Origin of the sequence: Gilliamella sp. W8128, assembly GCF_016100545.1 — a bacterium.
GTDB lineage: Bacteria > Pseudomonadota > Gammaproteobacteria > Enterobacterales > Orbaceae > Gilliamella > Gilliamella apis.
In genome coordinates this window covers 25563-45785 of the sequence record NZ_JACFSE010000001.1, presented here as the reverse complement: position 1 = coordinate 45785, position 20223 = coordinate 25563, and the positions used below count along the sequence as shown (strand labels likewise).

Sequence of the window (20223 nt, the reverse complement as noted above, 5' to 3'; positions counted from 1 at the left end):
CCCTCACTATTTTGAGGGCTTATTGCTGTATAGAAGTAAATAAAGTATAGGTAACGCATATGAAGAGTTGGAAAAAAACCGCTGAGGAAATTTTAACATTAGGCCCTGTTGTACCGGTTATTGTTATTGAACGTTTAGAAGATGCTGTTCCATTAGCAAAAGCATTAATTGCAGGAGGAGTTAAAGTTCTAGAGGTTACATTAAGAACTGAATGTGCACTTGATGCCATTAAAAAAATTATCAAGGAAGTACCTGAAGCAGTAGTGGGTGCAGGTACAGTAACCACTGTTGAACAACTTAAACAAGCAACTGAAGCAGGCGTGGAATTTATCATCACTCCGGGTATTACTGATTCTATTTTAAAAGCAGCAGTTGAAGGTACTGTGCCGGTTATTCCTGGAATTGCAACTATTTCTGAATTATTAACTGCCCAAGAATATGGCTTAACGGCATTAAAATTCTTTCCAGCAGAAATCAATGGCGGTGTTGCGGCACTGAAAGCTTTTGCTGGTCCTTGCGGTTATATGAAGTTTTGCCCAACTGGCGGTGTGAATCCGAAAAACTATCGTGACTATTTAGCACTTGATAATGTCCTTTGTGTAGGTGGAACTTGGTTTATCCCTACCGATGCGATTGCTAAAGGTGATTTTGCTAAAATTACTGAAATGGCCAAAGAAGCCGTTGCTGGTGCAAAATAGGTTCTACTTTACCGCCGACATTGGTCGGCGGTTTAGCTTTATCCAGATTAATCTAACTCCTAAGCCCTCTTCCACTTTCAATAACTCGCCACGCGATAAAATATAAAGTAGCCACAAAAAGTAACAGCATTGAAAAAGTGATCACTAAAGAGACATCACTAGTGCCTAAAAAACCATATCGAAATCCATTAATCATATAGACAATTGGATTGAGTTTAGAAACCCATTGCCAAAAAGTGGGTAACATGGAGATTGAATAAAAAACGCCACCTAAATAAGTTAACGGTGTTAATACAAAGGTGGGAATAATACTTATATCATCAAAGGATTTTGCAAATACGGCATTTAGCAAGCCGGCTAAGGAAAATAAAATTGAGGTTAATAATAAGGTAAAAATAACAAATGGCCATGAATAAACTTGGTATCGAACAAAGAATAACGACACAATTGTAACCAATATACCTGTCAATATGCCGCGCATGACACCGCCACCGACATATCCCCAAATAATAATATGAGTAGGTACCGGAGCAACAAGTATTTCTTCAATATTACGTTGGAATTTTGCACTAAAAAATGAAGAGCAGACATTAGTATATGAATTGGTAATGACCGACATCATAATTAGACCGGGGACAATAAACGCCATATAGCTAAAACCGCCCATGTCACCAACACGTGAGCCGATTAAATTGCCAAAAATAATAAAATACAGAGACATGGTAATAACAGGAGGAATCAATGTTTGCAGCCAAATTCTTAAAAATCGGGTAACTTCTTTACGCCAAATACTTTTTAAGGCAATCCAATATAAATTATTCATCAATAGCTCCTTTAGTATCATTGCGCACCAAATCTACAAATAATTCTTCTAGTCGATTAGCTTTATTACGAACACTAATTACCTTTATGTTTTGTTGATTGAGTTGTTCAAACAACTGATTTAGTCCATGTTGTTTATCTACACTGACTTCTAACATCCCCGATTCGACCTCGGTATAATGATAACCTTGAAGATAGATTGGTGTAGCTGTTGGTACATAATCAATGATGATTGTTTCGGATTGACTTTTTGCTAGCAGATCACGCATTGATGAGTTAGCGATTAACTCTCCATGCTGAATAATACCGATATGACGGCAGAGCATTTCGGCTTCTTCCAAATAGTGGGTGGTTAATATAATAGTAATGCCTTGTTGATTAATTTTGCGGAGAAATTCCCACATAGAACGACGTAATTCTATATCAACCCCGGCGGTAGGTTCATCTAGAATTAATAATTTTGGTTCATGAACCAGCGCTCTAGCGATCATTAGCCGTCTTTTCATTCCGCCGGATAACATATTTGCTCGACTATGTCGTTTATCCCACAAATCTAAAATACGCAGATACTTTTCAGCTCGTTGTAAGGCTAATTTGCGAGGCAAACCATAATAACCACCTTGATTGGTAACAATCTGGAGTACTTCTTCAAATTGGTTAAAATTAAACTCCTGCGGGACCAGACCTAATTGCCTTTTAGCATTAACAACATCGTTGTCTAAATCATATCCAAATATTTTAACCTGCCCAGAGGTTTTGGTAACTAAAGAGCTAATGATACCAATAGTGGTTGATTTACCGGCACCATTAGGGCCGAGCAAAGCATAAAAATCCCCTGCTTGTACGGTTAAATTAATTCCTTTTAATGCTTCTACACCATTTTTATATTTTTTCTTGAGCGCTATGAGCTCTAGTGCGGGCGTTGATGACATAAAATGAATCCTAATTCCTTAATTTGTTATTTATATAATATGATATCATGTTTAGCCGATCGACAATATTGTTATGATTTTTAGAATAATTCAATTTTCAAGGCTAACAATATAATTATTAGATAAATATAAGATTAAGGATTAGAGGTTATGATCAAAATTGGTTTGGTTTCAGTATCAGATAGAGCATCACAAGGTATTTATCAAGATGAGGGTATTCCAGCATTGTTATCATGGTTACAAACAGCCTTAAAAACACCATTTATTACTGAACAACGTATTATTCCTGATGAACAACTAATCATTGAAGAAACTTTATGCGAATTGGTAGATAAGTTGCAATGCCACCTTATATTAACCACAGGCGGTACTGGGCCAGCAATTAGAGATGTTACACCAAATGCAACCTTAGCAATTGCTGACCGATTAATGCCAGGTTTTGGTGAACAAATGCGGCAAATTAGTTTGTATTTTGTTCCTACAGCAATTTTATCCCGGCAAGTGGGTGTCATTAGAAAAAAATGTTTAATTTTAAACTTACCAGGCAGGCCTAAATCAATTAAAGAAACCCTTGAAGGCGTGAAAGATGATCAAGGAAATACTATTGTTACAGGTATCTTCGCCAGTGTTCCATACTGTATTGATTTACTAGATGGCCCTTATATCGAAACTCATAATCATGTTGTTCAAGCTTTCCGACCGAAAAATGCTAGCAAATCTAACCTTTAATTTTATGCAAACATCATGCATAATTATGTAAATAAATGTTTTAACCGTGCAGGTAAGATTGATAATAGCAATATTACCTTAATGGCTAATAATGACATTATTTAAGATTATAATTAGGTAATTTTAGATAACTAGTTAATATGATTAATAAACGCTGTTGGCGTAATTGGTCATAAATTTAATTTAAAGGAACAGTATGAAACAAAATGATCTCACTAAAACTTTTAAAGAAATGTTATTACAAGAAAAGTTTAGTTCTCAGATAGGTATCGTACAGGCCTTACAGGAACAAGGATTTGATAATATAAATCAGTCCAAAGTATCTCGAATGTTAACCAAATTTGGTGCAGTAAGAACTCGCAATGCAAAATCAGAAATGGTTTACTGCTTACCAGCCGAAATGAGCGTACCAACCACTAGTAGTCCACTGAAGAATTTAGTATTGGATATTGATTACAATAGTTCAATGGTGGTTATCCGTACCAGTCCGGGAGCTGCGCAACTGATTGCTAGATTGTTAGATTCAATTGGTAAATCAGAAGGGATTTTAGGCTCCATTGCCGGCGATGATACAATTTTTAGCACTCCGACTAAAGATTGTTCGGTTAAGAAACTGTATCAAACTATTATTGAATTATTTGAGCGAAGCTTATAAAAAACAATTTATTTTAAGCCAGACCAATAATTTTTTTTAATATTTAGGCTATTGACACACTTGGTTAAATCGTTAATCCTATATGACACTGATTTTGTAACCAATATTACAAAAAAAAGAAGAGGCGCATTACTCAGGTAGATCATTTTAGGAACTGGAGCCGTAAAGAGATGATTAATGGGGTGTAATGCCGAGGTTTGATTGTTATTCCAGAAAGCAATTGAATCGGCTACAAGGGCTGAATCCCTTGGGTTGTCACCCTAACAGGTGGAGCGCTTCACGGTATGTGTTTTTTAAACGGTAGTAAGACATGCCCGCTCTATCTCTGTTAAAAATAAGAATTTTTAATATGAGGAATCCATGGAAACATCATTTATAATTGCTAAATTCGGTGGTACTAGCGTTGCAGATTACCCAGCAATGGTCAACAGTGCTAATATTGTTCTAGCTAATCCTAATATCAAAGTAGTCGTATTATCTGCCTCAGCAGGTATAACCAATTTATTGGTAGCATTAGCTGAAGGTCGTGATGCCAATGTCAGAGCAAAACACATCGCCAAAATTCAATCAATTCAATATAATATCTTAGAAAATCTACCTGAAAATCAAGCTCTACGCACTGAAATTGACCAAATAATTGCCAATATCGCTTCGTTATCAGAAGCCGCAAGTTTAGCTACCTCCCCTGCGCTGACGGATGAATTAGTCAGTTATGGCGAAATCATGTCATCAAAACTATTTGTCGAAATATTAAAAGAAAAACAAAAAAATGCCATTTGGTTTGATGTCCGTAAAGTAATGCGCACTGATGATAAATTTGGTAAAGCAGTACCGAAAATAGACGAAATTAAACAACTTTGTTGCGCCCATTTAAAATCACTCAATCCAGAAACTATCGTGGTTACTCAAGGCTTTATTGGTAGTGAAAGTTCAGGTAAAACCACAACTTTGGGGCGTGGTGGAAGCGATTATACCGCAGCCTTACTTGGCGAAGCGTTAAATGCTACCCAAATTGATATCTGGACCGATGTTGCTGGTATTTATACCACCGATCCTCGAATTACCTCTGGTGCAAAACGTATTGATGAAATATCATTTGCCGAAGCCGCTGAAATGGCCACTTTTGGAGCTAAAGTTTTACACCCAGCAACACTAGTACCAGCTGTGCGTAGCAATATTCCGGTATTTGTCGGTTCAAGTAAAGCGCCACAAGACGGAGGAACTATTGTCTATAATACTCATAGTATTAAATCATCATTACCTTCGTTCAGAGCATTAGCACTTCGTCGTCAACAGACATTATTAACCTTAACCAGTTTAAATATGCTACATGCACAAGGTTTTTTAGCAAATGTATTTACTATATTGGCTAAACACAATATCTCGGTCGATTTGGTAACAACCTCTGAAGTCAGCATTGCATTAACCATTGATACCACAGGCACAAATACCAATGGCAATAGCTTATTAACTAAAGCGTTATTTGATGAGTTATCAACGGTTTGTCATGTCGAAGTTGAAGAAGATTTAGCGCTGATTGCTATAATTGGTAATAATCTAACCACGACTAAAGGTATTGCGAAAGAAGTTTTCGGAGCTTTAGATGATTTCATTATTCGTCTATGTTGTTATGGCGCTAGCACGCATAATCTTTGCTTACTAGCACGAAGTAATGATGCAGAAGATGTGATCAAAGTTTTACACAAAACTATTTTTGAATAACGACTTAACGGGAGCGATTATATTATCGCTCCTAGCAAATGATGATATAAATCTTCACTTAAGCAGTACTAAAAATTTCTAGAATATTTGAAAAAATAATTGTAAACTACACTTAATATTTGTATGAAAGGTTGTTGGTAATGACCTAGACATACATCTATGGCTACACACAGTTCTAAGTATTAATCATTTTTCTTCTTTCTTTGATAACAATTTTTTTAAAGCTGTAAATTTTACGTTTTATTAATTAGTTATATCTTTCACAACGATTATTTTCATCTGCAATATGTTTTAAGCTATACAAAAAGTAACTTTTAACTTAATTAGACGAAGGAAACTATCATGGGTATTTTAAGCTGGATTATTCTAGGATTAATTGCTGGATGGATTGCTAAGTTTTTTATGCCATTAGGACAAGTTGGTGTGCTTAAAACCATTCTACTTGGCGTGGCGGGTGCATTAGTTGGTGGTTACATTAGTACATTCTTCGGTTGGGGAAGTGTAACTGGTTTTAACTTCCCGAGTTTATTTATTTCTGTTCTTGGTGCTATTTTATTGATTTATATTTATCGATTAATAAAATAAAATTACTTCATAAAATGACGAGTAGACTTACTCGTCATTTTATATCAAATTCAATCAAATCTTCTTCTGACAATTTTAATCTGCACTGATTAAACCATAAACAATCTTAATACAATCACTATTTGTACTGTTTTTAATCTTTAAGATTAGCAAAAGTCATTCCGCCATACTCTGATTTTTGTTATATTAACAATTAATCATAATCTGACATGAACAGTAATCAATAATGTTAAAAATCTTTAATACACTAACTCGAGAAAAAGAGATATTTCAGCCTATTACAGCTAATAAAGTTGGACTATATGTCTGTGGCGTTACCATTTATGATCTTTGCCACATTGGCCATGGTCGTACTTTTGTCGCATTTGATGTCGTTACTCGCTATTTACGTTTTTTAGGTTACGATCTAACTTATGTGCGTAATATTACCGATGTCGATGACAAGATCATTAAACGTGCGCTTGAAAATGGCGAAACCTGTGATGAATTAACGGATCGCATGTTAAAAGAGATGTATGCCGATTTTGACGCACTAAATATAAAACGTCCTGATGTAGAGCCTCGTGCTACTCGTCATATGTCACAAATTATCGAGCTTGTAGAAGAGTTAATCAAAAAAGAGCATGCTTATATCGCCGATAACGGTGATGTCATGTTTTCTGTCGATAGTGATCCTAACTACGGTATTTTATCACGTCAAAATTTAGAACAGTTACAAGCAGGCGCTCGAGTTGATGTCGTTGATGTAAAACGCAATCCAATGGATTTTGTGCTTTGGAAAATGTCAAAACCTAACGAACCGAGTTGGGATTCGCCATGGGGTAAAGGCCGTCCAGGTTGGCATATTGAATGCTCGGCCATGAATAGTCATCAATTAGGCAATCATTTTGATATCCATGGTGGCGGTTCTGACTTAATGTTCCCACATCATGAAAATGAAATAGCCCAATCTACCTGTGCCCATAATGGTCAATATGTAAATTACTGGATGCATTCAGGTATGGTGATGATTGACCAAGAGAAGATGTCTAAATCACTTAATAATTTTTTCACCATTCGTGATGTATTAGAGCATTATGATGCAGAGACTGTGCGTTACTTTTTATTATCAGGTCATTATCGTAGCCAACTTAACTATAGCGAGGAAAATTTAAAGCAAGCTAGAACTGCTTTAGAAAGACTTTATACGGCTTTACGAGATACCGATGCTAATTATCCACATAACACACCTGATAGTGATTATTATCGACAATTTTGTCAGGCAATGAATGATGATTTCAATACTCCAGAAGCCTATTCAACCTTGTTTGACTTAGCTCGAGAGATAAATAAAGCTAAAGCAGAAAATGATATGCCACTAGCCAATGAACTTGCTGCTGAGTTACGCTATTTATCTTCTGTACTTGGTTTACTCGAACAAGATCCGGTTAAGTTTTTACAAGGTAGTAATCAGGATGATAGTGAAACACAACTCATTGAAGCATTAATTAAACAACGTAATGATGCTCGTGCTACTAAAAATTGGGCTTTAGCTGATGAGGCACGAGATAAACTCAATCAAATGAATATTATTTTAGAAGACGGTGCTAACGGCACAACTTGGCGTAAAAAAAGTTAATGCAATAAACCTAAAATCCCCTAGATTTAATGAAAAATTACTAGGGGATAGACTAACTATTTTTTATCTATTGAGGTTAAAATTCCCCTTAATATATTCAGCTCTTGTTGTTCAATACGGGCACGAGTAAATAATCTTCGTAAACGCCCCATAATTTGCCCTGGATGGTTAGGGTTAATAAAACCTGTTTGTAATAAGGTCTGCTCTAAATGCTGATAAAATCGTTCAATATCTTCATCTTTAGGATATTGTGTGTCATTTATATTCTGATCAGCTAACTGTGACGGTGAGTCTTGAGCAGACAACATCGACATTCTAATTTCGTAACAAAGAACTTGTACTGACATTGCTAAATTTAAAGAGCTATAGTCAGGATTAGCAGGAATACCGACATGGAAGTGGCACTTTTGTAATTCATCGTTAGTTAACCCAACCCGTTCACGACCAAAAACTAAAGCTACTTGAGCATGATGAGATGCTTCAGCAATTATTTTATCACCGCACTCTTTTGGGGTTAAATTTGGCCATTGTAGGCTTCGTGGCCGAGCACTGGTACCAATAACTAAAGAACAATCAGCAACAGCTTCTTCTAAAGAGGAAAAAATTTGTGCCTGTTTGATAATATCACTGGCACCAGCTGCCAGTGAAATAGATTGAGAGTCTGGCTTTATTATCGGATTAACCAAACATAAATTAGTTAATCCCATGGTTTTCATTGCACGAGCGGCAGAACCCATATTACCTGTATGGGAAGTTTCAACTAAAACAATCTTAACATTATTTAAATAATTCACATATTCCTCATTAAATAACACAACTTATACTTAAAATTAACACAAATAAACCACAGTATATAATAAAAAATAGTTTAAAAGCAGTTTCACAAAGGTTAATCATAACTAGAAATTCACTATTTTAGACAAAGTTCACAAAAAGTTTAATCAAATTGAAATAACCTATTGACGAAATGTAAAAAATTTGTCAATGTAATCAATAGAATAATTGTATTAGCTCAATTTGTAAGTAAACATAGTGGAGGTCAATTATGACTTTAAGTATTACCAGTAAACAAATGGATATTACCCCTGCAATTCGTAGCTATCTCGAAGATAAATTTTCGAAATTAGATAAATGGAGAGCACTGTTAATTAACCCTCACTTTATTTTATCTAAAGAACCAGATGGATTTATTATTGATGCAACAATTGCAACCAAAGGTTCACCACTAGTTGCTTCAGCTAAACACTTAGATATGTATGCTGCAATTAATGATTTAGTTGCTAAACTGGAAAAACAACTGAATAAAATCCAACATAAAGGCGAATCTCGTCGCGCATTTGACAGTATTAAAAACGCAGTAGTTGAAGAATAATATTAATTAATAGTTCCAAAGTAATAAAAAGGCACTTTAATAGTGCCTTTATTTTTTTGCTTGCTATAATATTGTCCATCTATTTTTTATTGTATTAATGAACATGACTGCCAATCCTTTATTGCCTTTACGCGAAAAAATTAACCAACTCGATCAAAAATTAATTGAAATCCTTGCGGAAAGACGTCAAGTTTCGACCGAAGTTATTCACGCCAAAATAGCGGCTAACATTCCTTTGCGTGATTTAGCTCGTGAACGCTCACTTATTAAGGCATTAATTGAACAAGGTAAACAACATAATCTTGATGATCTTTTAATTAAGAGCCTGTATCAAATTATTATTGAAGATTCAGTGCTGTTACAACAGAAACTTTTACAAGAAAAACTGAATCAAGGGACTATTTCCTCTGCAAATATTGCTTTTTTAGGACCTAAAGGATCATATTCACATTCGGCAGCCCGCCGTTATGCGAGTACTCACTTTGATCAGTTAACAGAATCAAGCTGCAATACGTTTAAAGATGTGTTTGAAAAAGTCGAATCAAAAGTTGTTGATTATGGAATTTTACCGATAGAGAATTCTAGTTCCGGCTCTATCAATGAAGTTTATGATTTGTTACAAAAAACCAATTTACATATTATTGCTGAACTATCATTACCGATTGATCACTGCATTTTAGCCATTCCTAGCGCTAAACTTGCTCAAATAGATACAATTTATAGCCATCCACAACCTTTTCAACAATGCAGTAATTTCCTAGAAAATTATCCACATTGGAAAATCGTTTATTGTGATAGCACTTCATCAGCAATGGAAACTGTTGCTAAATTAAATCAACCTAATATCGCTGCTATGGGTAACAAAGATGGAGGAGAATTATACGGTTTACAGGTTCTTGAGCACAATTTTGCTAATCAAAAAGAGAATATTACTCGTTTTATTGTTTTAGCGCGTGAGCCAATTGAAGTTTCCGAACAAATTCCAGCTAAAACCACGATCTTAATGAAAACTGGTCAACAAGCTGGTGCTTTAGTTGATGCGCTATCGGTTTTACGTAATCATAATATTGTTATGACAAAACTTGAATCACGACCTATCCATGGTACACCATGGGAAGAGATGTTTTATATTGATCTACAAGGTAATGTTCATGATTATGAAATGCAAGTCGCACTTAAAGAATTAGCTGCAATCACTTTATATACCAAAGTACTTGGCTGTTATCCTAGTGATTCAATTACCGCTATTATGTAATAACTAGCATGACAAAAAATTTTGCAAATGCCGTACTTGATTGGTATGAACAGTACGGCAGAAAATCACTACCATGGCAAATTGAAAAAAGCCCCTATCATGTGTGGTTATCCGAAGTCATGTTACAACAGACACAGGTAGCAACGGTTATTCCATACTTTAAGCGCTTTATTGCACAATTCCCTAAAATTACTGATTTAGCTAAAGCGCCAATTGACGATATCTTACATCTTTGGACGGGGCTGGGTTACTATGCTCGGGCTCGTAATTTACATAAAGCAGCACAGGTTATCGCCGACAAATTTGATGGTAAATTTCCCACTAAATTTGAAGATGTGATTGCCTTGCCGGGAGTTGGGCGTTCAACCGCTGGTGCCATTTTATCTCTATCACAAAATCAACATTACCCCATATTAGATGGTAACGTTAAACGTGTATTAACCCGATCTTTTGCAATAGAAGGTTGGCCTGGGAATAAAATTGTTGAGAATCAACTTTGGCAATTAAGTGAACAAGTGACACCTAAACATAACGTTGCAAAATTTAATCAAGCAATGATGGATATTGGCGCGATGGTTTGTACTCGCTCTAAGCCTAAATGTAGTCTATGCCCTTTGCATCAATTATGTATCGCATATAAGACTGATAGTTGGCAACAGTATCCAACCAAAAAACCTAAAAAGACCATTCCTGAAAAAACCGCCTATTTTCTAATGCTTGAACAGGATAATATGATTTGGCTAGAGAAAAGACCGCCAGCTGGTATTTGGGGTGGATTATATTGCTTACCGCAATTTACCAGCGAGCATGCCTTAACAGACTGGCTAGATAACCATGGTATTAAAACCAGCAAACCTAAACAATTAATTGCATTTCGACATACCTTTAGCCATTTTCATTTAGATATTGTGCCCATTTACTGTGAGATAACAAACAACACTAAGTGTTTGGATGAGTCAAACGGTTATTGGTATAAGCTCAATTCAGAGAATGCAAAAATCGGCTTAGCTACGCCTGTATATAATTTATTAAATCAATCTCGTTAACCATTACAATCTATCAGTATCAAATCATCTTTTGATATATAATTAACCATCATTTATTAGTTAACTTTTTATTATGAATAGCAAACAAGCGCAAGGTCTATCGGCATGGTTAGTATTCCTGATGGCTTTTGCCATTGGAATAACCGTCGCAAGTAATTATTATGCTCAACCACTATTGCACTCAATAACTGATGATTTACATATTGCAGTTAAACATGCCGGTTTAATCATTATGGCAGCGCAATTTAGTTATGCGGTCGGTTTACTATTTATTACCCCACTCGGTGATAAAATTGAACGTAAACAGCTAATACTTACATTAATGATATTATCAATCTGTGGACTAATAATTAGTGCGATATCAAAGAATTTATGGATGTTGGTATTAGGTACTGCAATGACAGGCCTATTTTCGACTGTTGCCCAAGTACTCATTCCTTTTGCAGCAACACTATCACGTCCTGAACATCGAGGTAAAATTGTCGGCACACTAATGAGCGGTATGTTGCTAGGTATTCTACTAGGTAGAACATTTGCGGGTTTTGTTTCATCAATAGCCGATTGGCATTATGTTTATTGGATTGCCTCGTCAATTATGACCTTAGTCACTTTCTTACTTTGGTTATCATTACCAACTTATAAAAACAGCATCGACATTAACTATTTCCAACTGTTATTGTCAATTGGTTCATTGTACAAACAAGAAGCAGTTTTACGCATCAGGTCATTGTTAGCGATTATTTCCTTTGCTTTATTTTCATTATTATGGACACCACTGGCATTTTTATTAACTGATGCACCTTATCATTATTCTGATTTTATTATCGGTTTGTTCGGCTTGGCTGGCGCAGCAGGCGCATTAGGTTCCCCCATCGTTGGCAAATTATCAGATCAAGGAAAAGGCTGGTTAGCCACATCCATTGGCTTGACATTATTACTTGCTGCTTGGCTACCGCTATCTATTGCCGAGTATTCACTCGTGGCCCTAATTTTTGGTGTAATCTTATTAGATTTTGCGGTGCAAGTTACCCATGTATCCAATATGAATGCTATTTATCAAATTCGTCCAGAAGCACGTAGCCGTATGAATACTGGTTACATGGTCAGTTATTTTATCGGTGGTATGTTAGGCTCTATTGCTTCTACTTACTTGTATAGCAATTATGGTTGGATAGCGATAATTATTTCCGGAACCGTTTTAGGATTTTTGGGTATACTCTGTTGGATCTATTATCTTAGAACCGTTCACAATCCTAAACATAAGGCTAAATTAAACTAAAAAATTTGAGGAACGGGGTTTTTTAACGGTTATCCATTTAATTTTCCGATTTTAAACACCATATATCATTTATCAGTTAATATTTGCACCATCAATATTTGCACTATCATTGAAAACAGGAGTCACTCATGGCAAAAATATCCTATCTTAATACGCCATTTAAAGTAAAAAATTTATCACTCAAAAATCGCATTGTGATGCCGCCTATGTGTCAATATCAAGCAAAAGATGGTTTAGCTAATGATTGGCACTTTGTTCATTATGTTTCACGCGCGGTTGGTGGTGTAGGTTTAATTATTTTAGAAATGACCAATGTTGCACCAAATGGGCGAATATCACCAAATTGTTTGGGATTATGGAATGATGAACAACGCGATCAGTTAAAACGTATTGTCGATGCGGTTCATGCACAAAATGGCAAAATTGCGATCCAAATTGCCCATGCTGGTCGAAAAGCGTTAGGCGAATCTGATGTGGTTTCCTGTTCCGCTATTCGTTATGATGGCAACGTCGAAGCTAATCCAAAATGGCAATACCAAATGCCAAGAGAATTAAGCAAAAATGAAATTATCGATATCATCGAAAAATTTAAACAATCAACCAAACGAGCCGTGGAAGCAGGTTTTGATGCCATTGAATTACATGGTGCTCATGGTTATTTGATTCACCAATTCTGTTCACCAAAAACCAATTTAAGAACCGATGAATATGGTCAAGATAAATTATTATTCGCAGAACAAGTTATTAAAGCTGCAAAATCAGTTATGCCAAAAGATATGCCACTAATTGTGCGATTTTCTGCCCAAGAATATGGCGCTAATGGTTATGATGTTAATTACGGCTGCCAAATTGCCAAACGATTAGCTCAAGCTGGTGCCGATGTTTTAGATGTTAGTGGTGGTGGCGATGGAAAACTGGATCCAGAACGCACACCTGATTTTCATGCTGGTTACCAAGTTTATTTAGCCCGAGCAATTAGACAGGTAACCGATTTACCGATTATCACTGTTGGTATGCTTGAAGATCCTTATGTTGCCGATTATGTGCTAAGCACTGGGGATGCTGATTTAGTTGCGATTGGTCGTGGTTTATTGAAAGATCCTTATTGGCCGTTACGTATTCCATCTTCACCATTTATACCAACGTCTTATCAAATCGCCTTTAAATAAGTTAATTTAATGATTGTCCTGTAGCGAATGCTACAGGATTAAGAAACAGATTAAATCTGCATGGCATATTTGATCAACTGTTTCTTTATTGGTGAAAAGTTGTCAATAGCATTCATACCAACCGTCCTAACCATCTTTTTAAAGGCATTATCGCCATTAAACATATCTTGAATCGTTCGCATGGCTGTTAGCATAACTAATGCATCTTTACGACGAGTAAATTGGAATGATTTTAAGTTTTCCATTAAACCAATATCTTTTTGCTCATCAATAAGCTGTTTGATAGTAGCCACCAACAGTGCAGAATCTTGAAAACCTAAATTAACGCCTTGTCCAGCTAATGGGTGAATAGTATGCGCAGCATCACCTATTAGCGCTAACCGATGTTTGACAAATTGTTTGGCAAAGCGAGCTTTTAATGGAAATACCATTCTTGGATTAGCCAACTGACATTGCCCTACTTTATCACCAGTTAATTTAAACAGTTCTTGGCAAAAGTCAGATTCAGTCAAAGAGTTTAAAATTGCGGCTTGTGCAGGTTTAGCCGACCATACCAAACAGCTTTTATTAGCTTGCCAAAGCGGTAAAAAGGCAACAATACCATTCGGGTAAAAAATCTGTCTGGCGCAAGCTTGATGAGGATATTGTGTTTCAACTGTTGTAATCACTGCATGGTGAAGATAATTACGCTCAAATACTGATATTTTTTCATGTCTGCGTAACCATGAATGAGCACCATCAGCACCAATAATCAATTTAGCTTGTAAAGTCGTATTATCCGCTAAGGTCAAAAAAGCATAATCATCAGTATAATTATTATCTATAGCCACCTGATTGAATATAGTAATATTATCTGTGGCTAGAGCAAGTTGATACAAATAGTAAGCGATGAGATTATTTTCAATAATATAGCCAAGATTTTCATAACCATAATCTTTAGCATGCGCCGATAGATGAGCTAAACCATTCTTTTCCCAAACACCAATTTCACTAAAAGAATGAACTCGATTGCTAGCACAAAGATCATGCCAAATCCCAATTTGAGAAAAATATCTCTGACTGGCACCATTTATTGCCGACGCTCTTATGCCTATTTCATCAAGGTTAAAATATTGCCACTCATCAACTTTAGTATCAATAATGGCTACCGTTAAATCGTATCTGCTTAGTGCACAAGCAGTAGCCAAACCAACTAATCCACCACCAACAATGGCGACATCGAATTGCGTTTTCATATCAATATTTTGTTATTACTTATCGAGCTTATTATCATTTTTGGTTTCAACTTCATCATCATTCATTGCTTTTTTGAAACCTTTTAATGCTGAGCCAAGATCAGAACCTAAATTGCGTAATTTTTTGGTTCCAAAAATTAACACAACTACAGCTAGAAAGACCAAAAGATGTGGAATGCTAAATGACATAATTAAAACCTCTTTTAAAAATATATCTCTATTTGGATTCTATTACTGCGCAAATAGATTTTAAATAATGGCATTAATTATACTCTTTTTAAACTAGGATTTCATGACAAGTTAATTTTAAATAAAAAAAAGACCTGCATAAAAATTATGCAGGCCAACATGAAATATAAGGAATATAAGGAAAGAAAACAATGAAAAATCCTTACGCTGCTTATTATCCATTTTTTTTCGCTCTAGTCAACGTTTTTATTTGGATTTCAGCAAAAATAACTAAATTTACACGAAAAATAAAGAGCATTAATAAAATATTAACATAACAAACAAAAAATGACAAAAATGTAATTTAAGCATATTTATTCAGTACTTAACCACCAAAAAAAGCCATTTTCAGTTCATAAACCCAAAAACAACCTCGCAGAAAAACAAAGAAACCCAACAAAAAAGCAATGAAATAATTTTATTAAAAAAAACAATAAATGTTGGTTTTTATATGAAAATTCAATAAAATAACAAAATATAAAACGAATTTTAAAGAATATTCATATTTAAAAACTTCAATATTGAGAATATTCATTTAATCACTTATATAAAACTCATAAAAAATACAATATAATCAAAAACTGGATGAATAAATAAAAACGAGACAAAAATAAATATGATTAAAAATAAAAATGTCAAAACTTTTAAAGACAGACTCCATACTTCAATGCAAGGTTTATCTGTATCTGCTTTTGCAAAAAAATGTGATATGTCGGAAACTGTTATTCGTGATTATTTGTCAGGAAAAACTTATCCATCATTGACCCGTTTAGAAGTTATTGCCGAGAAATGTAACGTATCATTTAACTGGTTAGCTACAGGTTATAAGCTAGAAATTTTAAATCCGCAAGACGATGATGAAGTCTATAATGAAAATATCTATCGTATTCCGGTTTATAAAAAACAGCTACCAACCAAAGAAGAAGCACAAAATCAACGTTATGTTCGTGAAATACCACCCGTCATGAATTATCCTGTAATTGAAGGCTGGGCATCTCACCGCGGTTTAGACATTAAAAAATTAATTCTTTACTGGGCTAAAGGTGATTTGATGGCACCTGATATCGAAAATAATAATGGCTTAATTATTAACACAGATATAAACGAAATTATTGATGGCGCTATTTATTTAATAGAATATGAAAATTTTACATTATTAAGAAAAATACGCTTAACACTCGGTAACTGGATATTAATCTGTAATAATGACCAATATCCGACAATTGAAGTACCTAAAGCTCATTTCGAAAAATACAATATTGTCGGTCGAGTTGTGCAAGTTATCAAAGATGTCTTTTAAGACATTTATTAGTAATCTAAAGTTTTTCAATATATAATTTATTACACGAGGAAAGTATAAAAAAACCCCTTTCCTCAAAATGTTACTCTTTTCATAACATCAGTTTAATAGGTATATATTCAAGTGATTTTAATTTACTAATTTCAGATTTATATTTGCAACTACAGCAATAAGTGTATAGCAAAACAAACCTCGCTTTTTTATATCATTGATAAATTATTAATGAATAACCTTTTAACTAATTAGGTCAACTATGTATCGATTTTTTGAAAAATTGGTATCACCTTATCCCAAAGATGAACCACAACCAATGGCTAAAGACTTTTTTAGCTTTATTTGGCAATCCACTAAAGGAACTCGCTGCTTCTTATTACTATTAATAATATTGAGTGCGCTAGCAGGTGCATTTGAGGCTTTTTTATATGCCGCACTTGGTAAAGTTGTTGATTGGCTCGCTGCTGTATCACCAAATCAATTTTGGCAACAAGAAAAAACAACCTTAATCGCATTTACCATTATTATTTTAGCTAGCACGATTATTATTGCCTTACAAACCATCATTAAGCATCAATGCCTAGCTGGAAATTTTCCTATGCGTTTGCGTTGGAATTTGCACAGATTAGTACTAAACCAAAGCATGCGTTTTTTTCAAGATGAATTTGCTGGCAGAATATCAGCAAAAGTCATGCAAACCGCGCTTGCCGTAAGGGATACTTGCTTTTTAGTTGCTGATATCTTTATTTATGTTCTGATTTCCTTTATCACCATGGCTACCATCATAGGTCAGTTAGATCTTTGGTTATTAGTTCCGTTTATGGTCTGGTGTTTTTTTTATGGTATTGCGATGTATTACTTTATTCCACGATTAAGTAAAGTAGCAAGTATGCAAGCAGATGCCCGTTCAACCATGACCGGTCGTGTAACAGATGCTTATACAAATATCATGACGGTAAAACTGTTTTCTCATGCTGGTAATGAAGCAAAATATGCACAGGAATCGATGGATGAATTTATGGTTACAGTGAATAAGCAAATGCGTTTAGTCAGTAGTTTTGAAATTGTTAATCATTTATTGTCTATTTTCCTAGTATTGGGCACCACCGGCTTGTCATTATGGTTATGGAGCAATGATTTAGTTGGCGTCGGTGCAATTGCAACCACAACCGCAGTAGCGTTAAGATTAAATGGGTTTTCACATTGGATTATGTGGGAAATGGCTTCATTATTTGAAAATATTGGCGTGGTTAAAGATGGTATTAATACATTTTCTGCAGCGAAAACTGTTGTTGATCAACCAAATGCACCAACACTTAAAGTTACTGAAGGTAAAATCGAATTTAAACAGATAGATTTCAGTTACGATGAAAAGTTAAATAATGCCATTATTGATAATTTAAATTTAACCATCAAATCAGGTGAAAAAATTGGTTTAGTTGGCAGATCTGGCGCGGGCAAATCAACCTTAATCAATTTATTATTGCGATTTTATGATTTACAACATGGTGAGATCACTATCGATGGTCAAGATATCACTAAAGTAAATCAAGAAAGTTTACGCGCACAAATTGGCATGGTAACCCAAGACACATCGCTGTTACATCGTTCAGTAAGAGATAATTTATTATACGGTAACAATCATGCTACTGAACAAGAGATGATAATCGCTGCCAAAAAAGCCCATGCAGGCAGTTTTATTGAAGCTTTAGTTGATGCTAATGGTAGAACTGGCTATGATGCTTTTGTTGGTGAACGAGGAATTAAATTATCAGGCGGACAACGTCAGCGGATTGCTATTGCTCGTGTTATTTTAAAAAATGCGCCAATATTGTTATTAGACGAAGCTACAAGTGCACTGGATTCTGAAATTGAACAAGCCATCCAAGAAAGTTTATATACCTTAATGGAAGGTAAAACGGTTATTGCTATTGCCCATCGCTTATCAACCATTGCGGCAATGGATCGATTAATCGTGTTAGACCAAGGTAAAATTATTGAACAAGGAACACATCAAGAGTTACTCAGTAAAAATGGTCTTTATGCGCAACTTTGGAAACATCAAAGTGGTGGCTTCTTAGCGGATAATTTCTAACTAAAAATATAAGGGCGATATAACATCGCCCTTATATTAATTCTATATATTAATTAATAAAGTTTCTATAAAATTCAGATTCAAATCGCATAATTGCACCATTTTTAGGCTCACCTTGACTATCGGCTCGATAACCTGATAACAACTGAACAAAGGCGATATAACGACCATCTGATTTTTGAATAAATCCGGCTAAATTATAGCTACCTTGAATATAACCAGTTTTAGCCATAACTGCTTCTTTAAATGGAGCTTGATTAAAACTTTTACGATTTTGTAGCGTTCCATCCACGCCTGCAATCGGTAATTTTTCAATAAAAGCTAATTGATTATTATGTAAAGAAATATATTGCAAAATCTCCATTAATTTATTCGCACTAACCAAGTTTAGACGTGATAAACCAGAACCATCGGCAATAACTAAATTTTCTAAATCAATTCCGGCTTTCTTGCGTAAAATTTGTTTTACCGCATCACCACCATTACGCCAAGTTCCTGACACATTATAATAATGCGCACCTAAAGTTCTAAAAATAGTATCAGCATATAAATTATTTGATTTTTTGAGCATGACGGTTAATAACTCAGAAAGTGGAGCTGATTGACTTGAAGTCAGTAATGTTAATCCACCTGATGTTTTTTGTTTTCTTTCAACAACTCGACCATTATAAGTAATATTTTGTTGTTTTAGTTCATTTTTTAAAATTGTTGAAAAGTATTCGGTCGGATCCATTACCGCAAACTTTAACGGTGTTTTATCCGCATTCGACGCGATACAACCAGATAAGTGGTAGCGATTTTTATCAGCACTAACATCAAGTTCACAATATCTATCATTTAAATCTTTACTATTGGCAGCAATTGTTCTGACATCACCTGATACCATAACCGGTATACTGGATGATACTGAAATCGAAGCTTTAGAACCAGCTTTACCAGGGGTAATGGTTGCATAAAAGCAGTTATCATCAATTGTTGCAGCCGATGCGGGTGCATTGTAACAAGCAGTTAAATTATTCCATGACCACCCTTCTGCTTTATCATGACTAGCAAAAATAGAAGTATCTAAAATAACATTACCAGAGATCTTTTCTACACCTTTCTGACGTAAGGCAGTAATCATATTCTTTAATCTTGCACGATTAAAAGTTGGATCACCACTCAACTTGATAATAAGATCACCACTAAGCTGTTTATTATTTAGAGAACCATTGGTATACATGCCAGTAATAAACCGAAAATTATCGCCAAGCTCAAGTTGTGCAGCTAATGCCGTTATAACTTTTTGCGTACTAGCAGGTTGTTTAAATTGATCACTTTTATATTTGGCTAAGGTTTTAGGATTACCATCAACAGTTTGCACTAAAATAGATAAATCACTTCCTTTAGGTAAGGATGAGATATATGGTTCCACTGGTTGTGCTGATAATAAACATGAAAAAAAAGTAACAATGAAGAAAAAAGATACCTTTATATTAGTCATGAACGT

General features: G+C 35.0%; 19 protein-coding genes and 1 riboswitch. Of the genes, 13 read left to right on the top strand and 6 right to left on the bottom strand.

Annotated elements, in window-relative coordinates; genetic code table 11:
* Positions 1 to 59: 59 nt before the first annotated feature.
* Positions 60 to 698, top strand: coding sequence for a bifunctional 4-hydroxy-2-oxoglutarate aldolase/2-dehydro-3-deoxy-phosphogluconate aldolase (locus tag H3U97_RS00225; protein ID WP_065578559.1), 639 nt, complete (start codon positions 60 to 62; stop codon positions 696 to 698).
* Positions 699 to 750: 52 nt separating this feature from the next.
* Here H3U97_RS00225 and H3U97_RS00220 read toward each other — a convergent pair whose 3' ends face one another.
* Positions 751 to 1521: an ABC transporter permease gene (locus H3U97_RS00220; protein WP_198197475.1), complete on the bottom strand. Its 771-nt coding sequence runs from the start codon at positions 1519 to 1521 to the stop codon at positions 751 to 753.
* Complete coding sequence (locus tag H3U97_RS00215) at positions 1514 to 2452, bottom strand: ABC transporter ATP-binding protein (RefSeq protein WP_198197474.1); 939 nt, start codon at positions 2450 to 2452, stop codon at positions 1514 to 1516. The genes H3U97_RS00220 and H3U97_RS00215 overlap by 8 nt, the downstream gene beginning before the upstream one ends.
* Before the next feature lie 150 nt (positions 2453 to 2602).
* Here H3U97_RS00215 and mog point away from each other — a divergent pair, with 150 nt between their 5' ends.
* From mog to cysS, 5 genes are all read left to right on the top strand, one after another.
* The gene (mog, locus tag H3U97_RS00210) at positions 2603 to 3181 is read left to right on the top strand and encodes a molybdopterin adenylyltransferase (RefSeq protein WP_198197472.1); all 579 of its coding nucleotides are present in this window, start codon (positions 2603 to 2605) and stop codon (positions 3179 to 3181) included.
* 196 nt (positions 3182 to 3377) lie between these two features.
* Positions 3378 to 3836, top strand: a complete 459-nt coding sequence (argR, locus tag H3U97_RS00205) for a transcriptional regulator ArgR (RefSeq protein ID WP_034905059.1) — start codon at positions 3378 to 3380, stop codon at positions 3834 to 3836.
* A 111-nt stretch (positions 3837 to 3947) separates the two neighbouring features.
* A riboswitch (Lysine riboswitch) is annotated at positions 3948 to 4122 on the top strand.
* Between the two features lie 74 nt (positions 4123 to 4196).
* Positions 4197 to 5558, top strand: a complete 1362-nt coding sequence (gene lysC, locus H3U97_RS00200) for a lysine-sensitive aspartokinase 3 (RefSeq protein ID WP_198197470.1) — start codon at positions 4197 to 4199, stop codon at positions 5556 to 5558.
* A 342-nt stretch (positions 5559 to 5900) separates the two neighbouring features.
* Positions 5901 to 6143: a GlsB/YeaQ/YmgE family stress response membrane protein gene (locus H3U97_RS00195; RefSeq protein WP_065578554.1), complete on the top strand. Its 243-nt coding sequence runs from the start codon at positions 5901 to 5903 to the stop codon at positions 6141 to 6143.
* Between the two features lie 226 nt (positions 6144 to 6369).
* On the top strand, positions 6370 to 7761 hold the full coding sequence (gene cysS / locus H3U97_RS00190) for a cysteine--tRNA ligase (RefSeq protein ID WP_198197468.1): 1392 nt from the start codon (positions 6370 to 6372) through the stop codon (positions 7759 to 7761).
* A gap of 56 nt (positions 7762 to 7817) precedes the next feature.
* On the opposite strand, the gene trmJ is transcribed toward cysS, so the two are convergent.
* Complete coding sequence (gene trmJ / locus H3U97_RS00185) at positions 7818 to 8555, bottom strand: tRNA (cytosine(32)/uridine(32)-2'-O)-methyltransferase TrmJ (protein WP_081300039.1); 738 nt, start codon at positions 8553 to 8555, stop codon at positions 7818 to 7820.
* A 251-nt stretch (positions 8556 to 8806) separates the two neighbouring features.
* On the opposite strand from trmJ, the gene raiA reads away from it, so the two are divergent.
* The 5 genes from raiA (at position 8807) to H3U97_RS00160 (ending at position 13882) form a co-directional block, all read left to right on the top strand.
* Positions 8807 to 9133 carry a ribosome-associated translation inhibitor RaiA gene (gene raiA / locus H3U97_RS00180; protein WP_065578552.1) on the top strand — a complete coding sequence of 109 codons (327 nt, stop codon included), beginning with the start codon at positions 8807 to 8809 and terminating at the stop codon, positions 9131 to 9133.
* Positions 9134 to 9236: 103 nt separating this feature from the next.
* Positions 9237 to 10388, top strand: coding sequence for a bifunctional chorismate mutase/prephenate dehydratase (gene pheA / locus H3U97_RS00175; protein ID WP_198197466.1), 1152 nt, complete (start codon positions 9237 to 9239; stop codon positions 10386 to 10388).
* An 8-nt stretch (positions 10389 to 10396) separates the two neighbouring features.
* Positions 10397 to 11434 carry an A/G-specific adenine glycosylase gene (gene mutY / locus H3U97_RS00170; RefSeq protein WP_198197464.1) on the top strand — a complete coding sequence of 346 codons (1038 nt, stop codon included), beginning with the start codon at positions 10397 to 10399 and terminating at the stop codon, positions 11432 to 11434.
* A gap of 73 nt (positions 11435 to 11507) precedes the next feature.
* Positions 11508 to 12713 carry an MFS transporter gene (locus H3U97_RS00165; protein ID WP_198197461.1) on the top strand — a complete coding sequence of 402 codons (1206 nt, stop codon included), beginning with the start codon at positions 11508 to 11510 and terminating at the stop codon, positions 12711 to 12713.
* Positions 12714 to 12841: 128 nt separating this feature from the next.
* Positions 12842 to 13882: an NADH:flavin oxidoreductase/NADH oxidase gene (locus H3U97_RS00160; RefSeq protein ID WP_198197459.1), complete on the top strand. Its 1041-nt coding sequence runs from the start codon at positions 12842 to 12844 to the stop codon at positions 13880 to 13882.
* 50 nt (positions 13883 to 13932) lie between these two features.
* On the opposite strand, the gene H3U97_RS00155 is transcribed toward H3U97_RS00160, so the two are convergent.
* A complete protein-coding gene (locus H3U97_RS00155; protein WP_198197457.1) occupies positions 13933 to 15117 on the bottom strand; it encodes an FAD-dependent monooxygenase in 1185 nt (394 codons plus the stop codon).
* A 15-nt stretch (positions 15118 to 15132) separates the two neighbouring features.
* On the bottom strand, positions 15133 to 15309 hold the full coding sequence (tatA, locus tag H3U97_RS00150; RefSeq protein ID WP_086320111.1) for a Sec-independent protein translocase subunit TatA: 177 nt from the start codon (positions 15307 to 15309) through the stop codon (positions 15133 to 15135).
* Between the two features lie 652 nt (positions 15310 to 15961).
* On the opposite strand from tatA, the gene H3U97_RS00145 reads away from it, so the two are divergent.
* Entirely contained in the window at positions 15962 to 16645 is a 684-nt protein-coding gene (locus H3U97_RS00145) for a LexA family transcriptional regulator (protein WP_034902075.1), read from the top strand.
* A 253-nt stretch (positions 16646 to 16898) separates the two neighbouring features.
* Positions 16899 to 18734, top strand: a complete 1836-nt coding sequence (locus H3U97_RS00140; RefSeq protein ID WP_198197456.1) for an ABC transporter ATP-binding protein — start codon at positions 16899 to 16901, stop codon at positions 18732 to 18734.
* A 49-nt stretch (positions 18735 to 18783) separates the two neighbouring features.
* Here H3U97_RS00140 and dacB read toward each other — a convergent pair whose 3' ends face one another.
* The gene (gene dacB, locus H3U97_RS00135; RefSeq protein WP_198197454.1) at positions 18784 to 20217 is read right to left on the bottom strand and encodes a serine-type D-Ala-D-Ala carboxypeptidase; all 1434 of its coding nucleotides are present in this window, start codon (positions 20215 to 20217) and stop codon (positions 18784 to 18786) included.
* Positions 20218 to 20223: the final 6 nt, after the last annotated feature.

Excerpts from the sequence above, each read along its gene's own strand:
- pheA (WP_198197466.1), top strand. The coding sequence starts at position 9,237 with ATGACTGCCAATCCTTTATTGCCTTTACGCGAAAAAATTAACCAACTC.
- H3U97_RS00220 (WP_198197475.1), bottom strand. The coding sequence starts at position 1,521 with ATGAATAATTTATATTGGATTGCCTTAAAAAGTATTTGGCGTAAAGAA.
- H3U97_RS00140 (WP_198197456.1), top strand. The coding sequence starts at position 16,899 with ATGTATCGATTTTTTGAAAAATTGGTATCACCTTATCCCAAAGATGAA.
- dacB (WP_198197454.1), bottom strand. The coding sequence starts at position 20,217 with ATGACTAATATAAAGGTATCTTTTTTCTTCATTGTTACTTTTTTTTCA.
- argR (WP_034905059.1), top strand. The coding sequence starts at position 3,378 with ATGAAACAAAATGATCTCACTAAAACTTTTAAAGAAATGTTATTACAA.
- mutY (WP_198197464.1), top strand. The coding sequence starts at position 10,397 with ATGACAAAAAATTTTGCAAATGCCGTACTTGATTGGTATGAACAGTAC.
- H3U97_RS00165 (WP_198197461.1), top strand. The coding sequence starts at position 11,508 with ATGAATAGCAAACAAGCGCAAGGTCTATCGGCATGGTTAGTATTCCTG.
- mog (WP_198197472.1), top strand. The coding sequence starts at position 2,603 with ATGATCAAAATTGGTTTGGTTTCAGTATCAGATAGAGCATCACAAGGT.
- H3U97_RS00145 (WP_034902075.1), top strand. The coding sequence starts at position 15,962 with ATGATTAAAAATAAAAATGTCAAAACTTTTAAAGACAGACTCCATACT.
- H3U97_RS00225 (WP_065578559.1), top strand. The coding sequence starts at position 60 with ATGAAGAGTTGGAAAAAAACCGCTGAGGAAATTTTAACATTAGGCCCT.
- lysC (WP_198197470.1), top strand. The coding sequence starts at position 4,197 with ATGGAAACATCATTTATAATTGCTAAATTCGGTGGTACTAGCGTTGCA.
- raiA (WP_065578552.1), top strand. The coding sequence starts at position 8,807 with ATGACTTTAAGTATTACCAGTAAACAAATGGATATTACCCCTGCAATT.
- H3U97_RS00160 (WP_198197459.1), top strand. The coding sequence starts at position 12,842 with ATGGCAAAAATATCCTATCTTAATACGCCATTTAAAGTAAAAAATTTA.
- H3U97_RS00215 (WP_198197474.1), bottom strand. The coding sequence starts at position 2,452 with ATGTCATCAACGCCCGCACTAGAGCTCATAGCGCTCAAGAAAAAATAT.
- H3U97_RS00155 (WP_198197457.1), bottom strand. The coding sequence starts at position 15,117 with ATGAAAACGCAATTCGATGTCGCCATTGTTGGTGGTGGATTAGTTGGT.
- cysS (WP_198197468.1), top strand. The coding sequence starts at position 6,370 with ATGTTAAAAATCTTTAATACACTAACTCGAGAAAAAGAGATATTTCAG.
- H3U97_RS00195 (WP_065578554.1), top strand. The coding sequence starts at position 5,901 with ATGGGTATTTTAAGCTGGATTATTCTAGGATTAATTGCTGGATGGATT.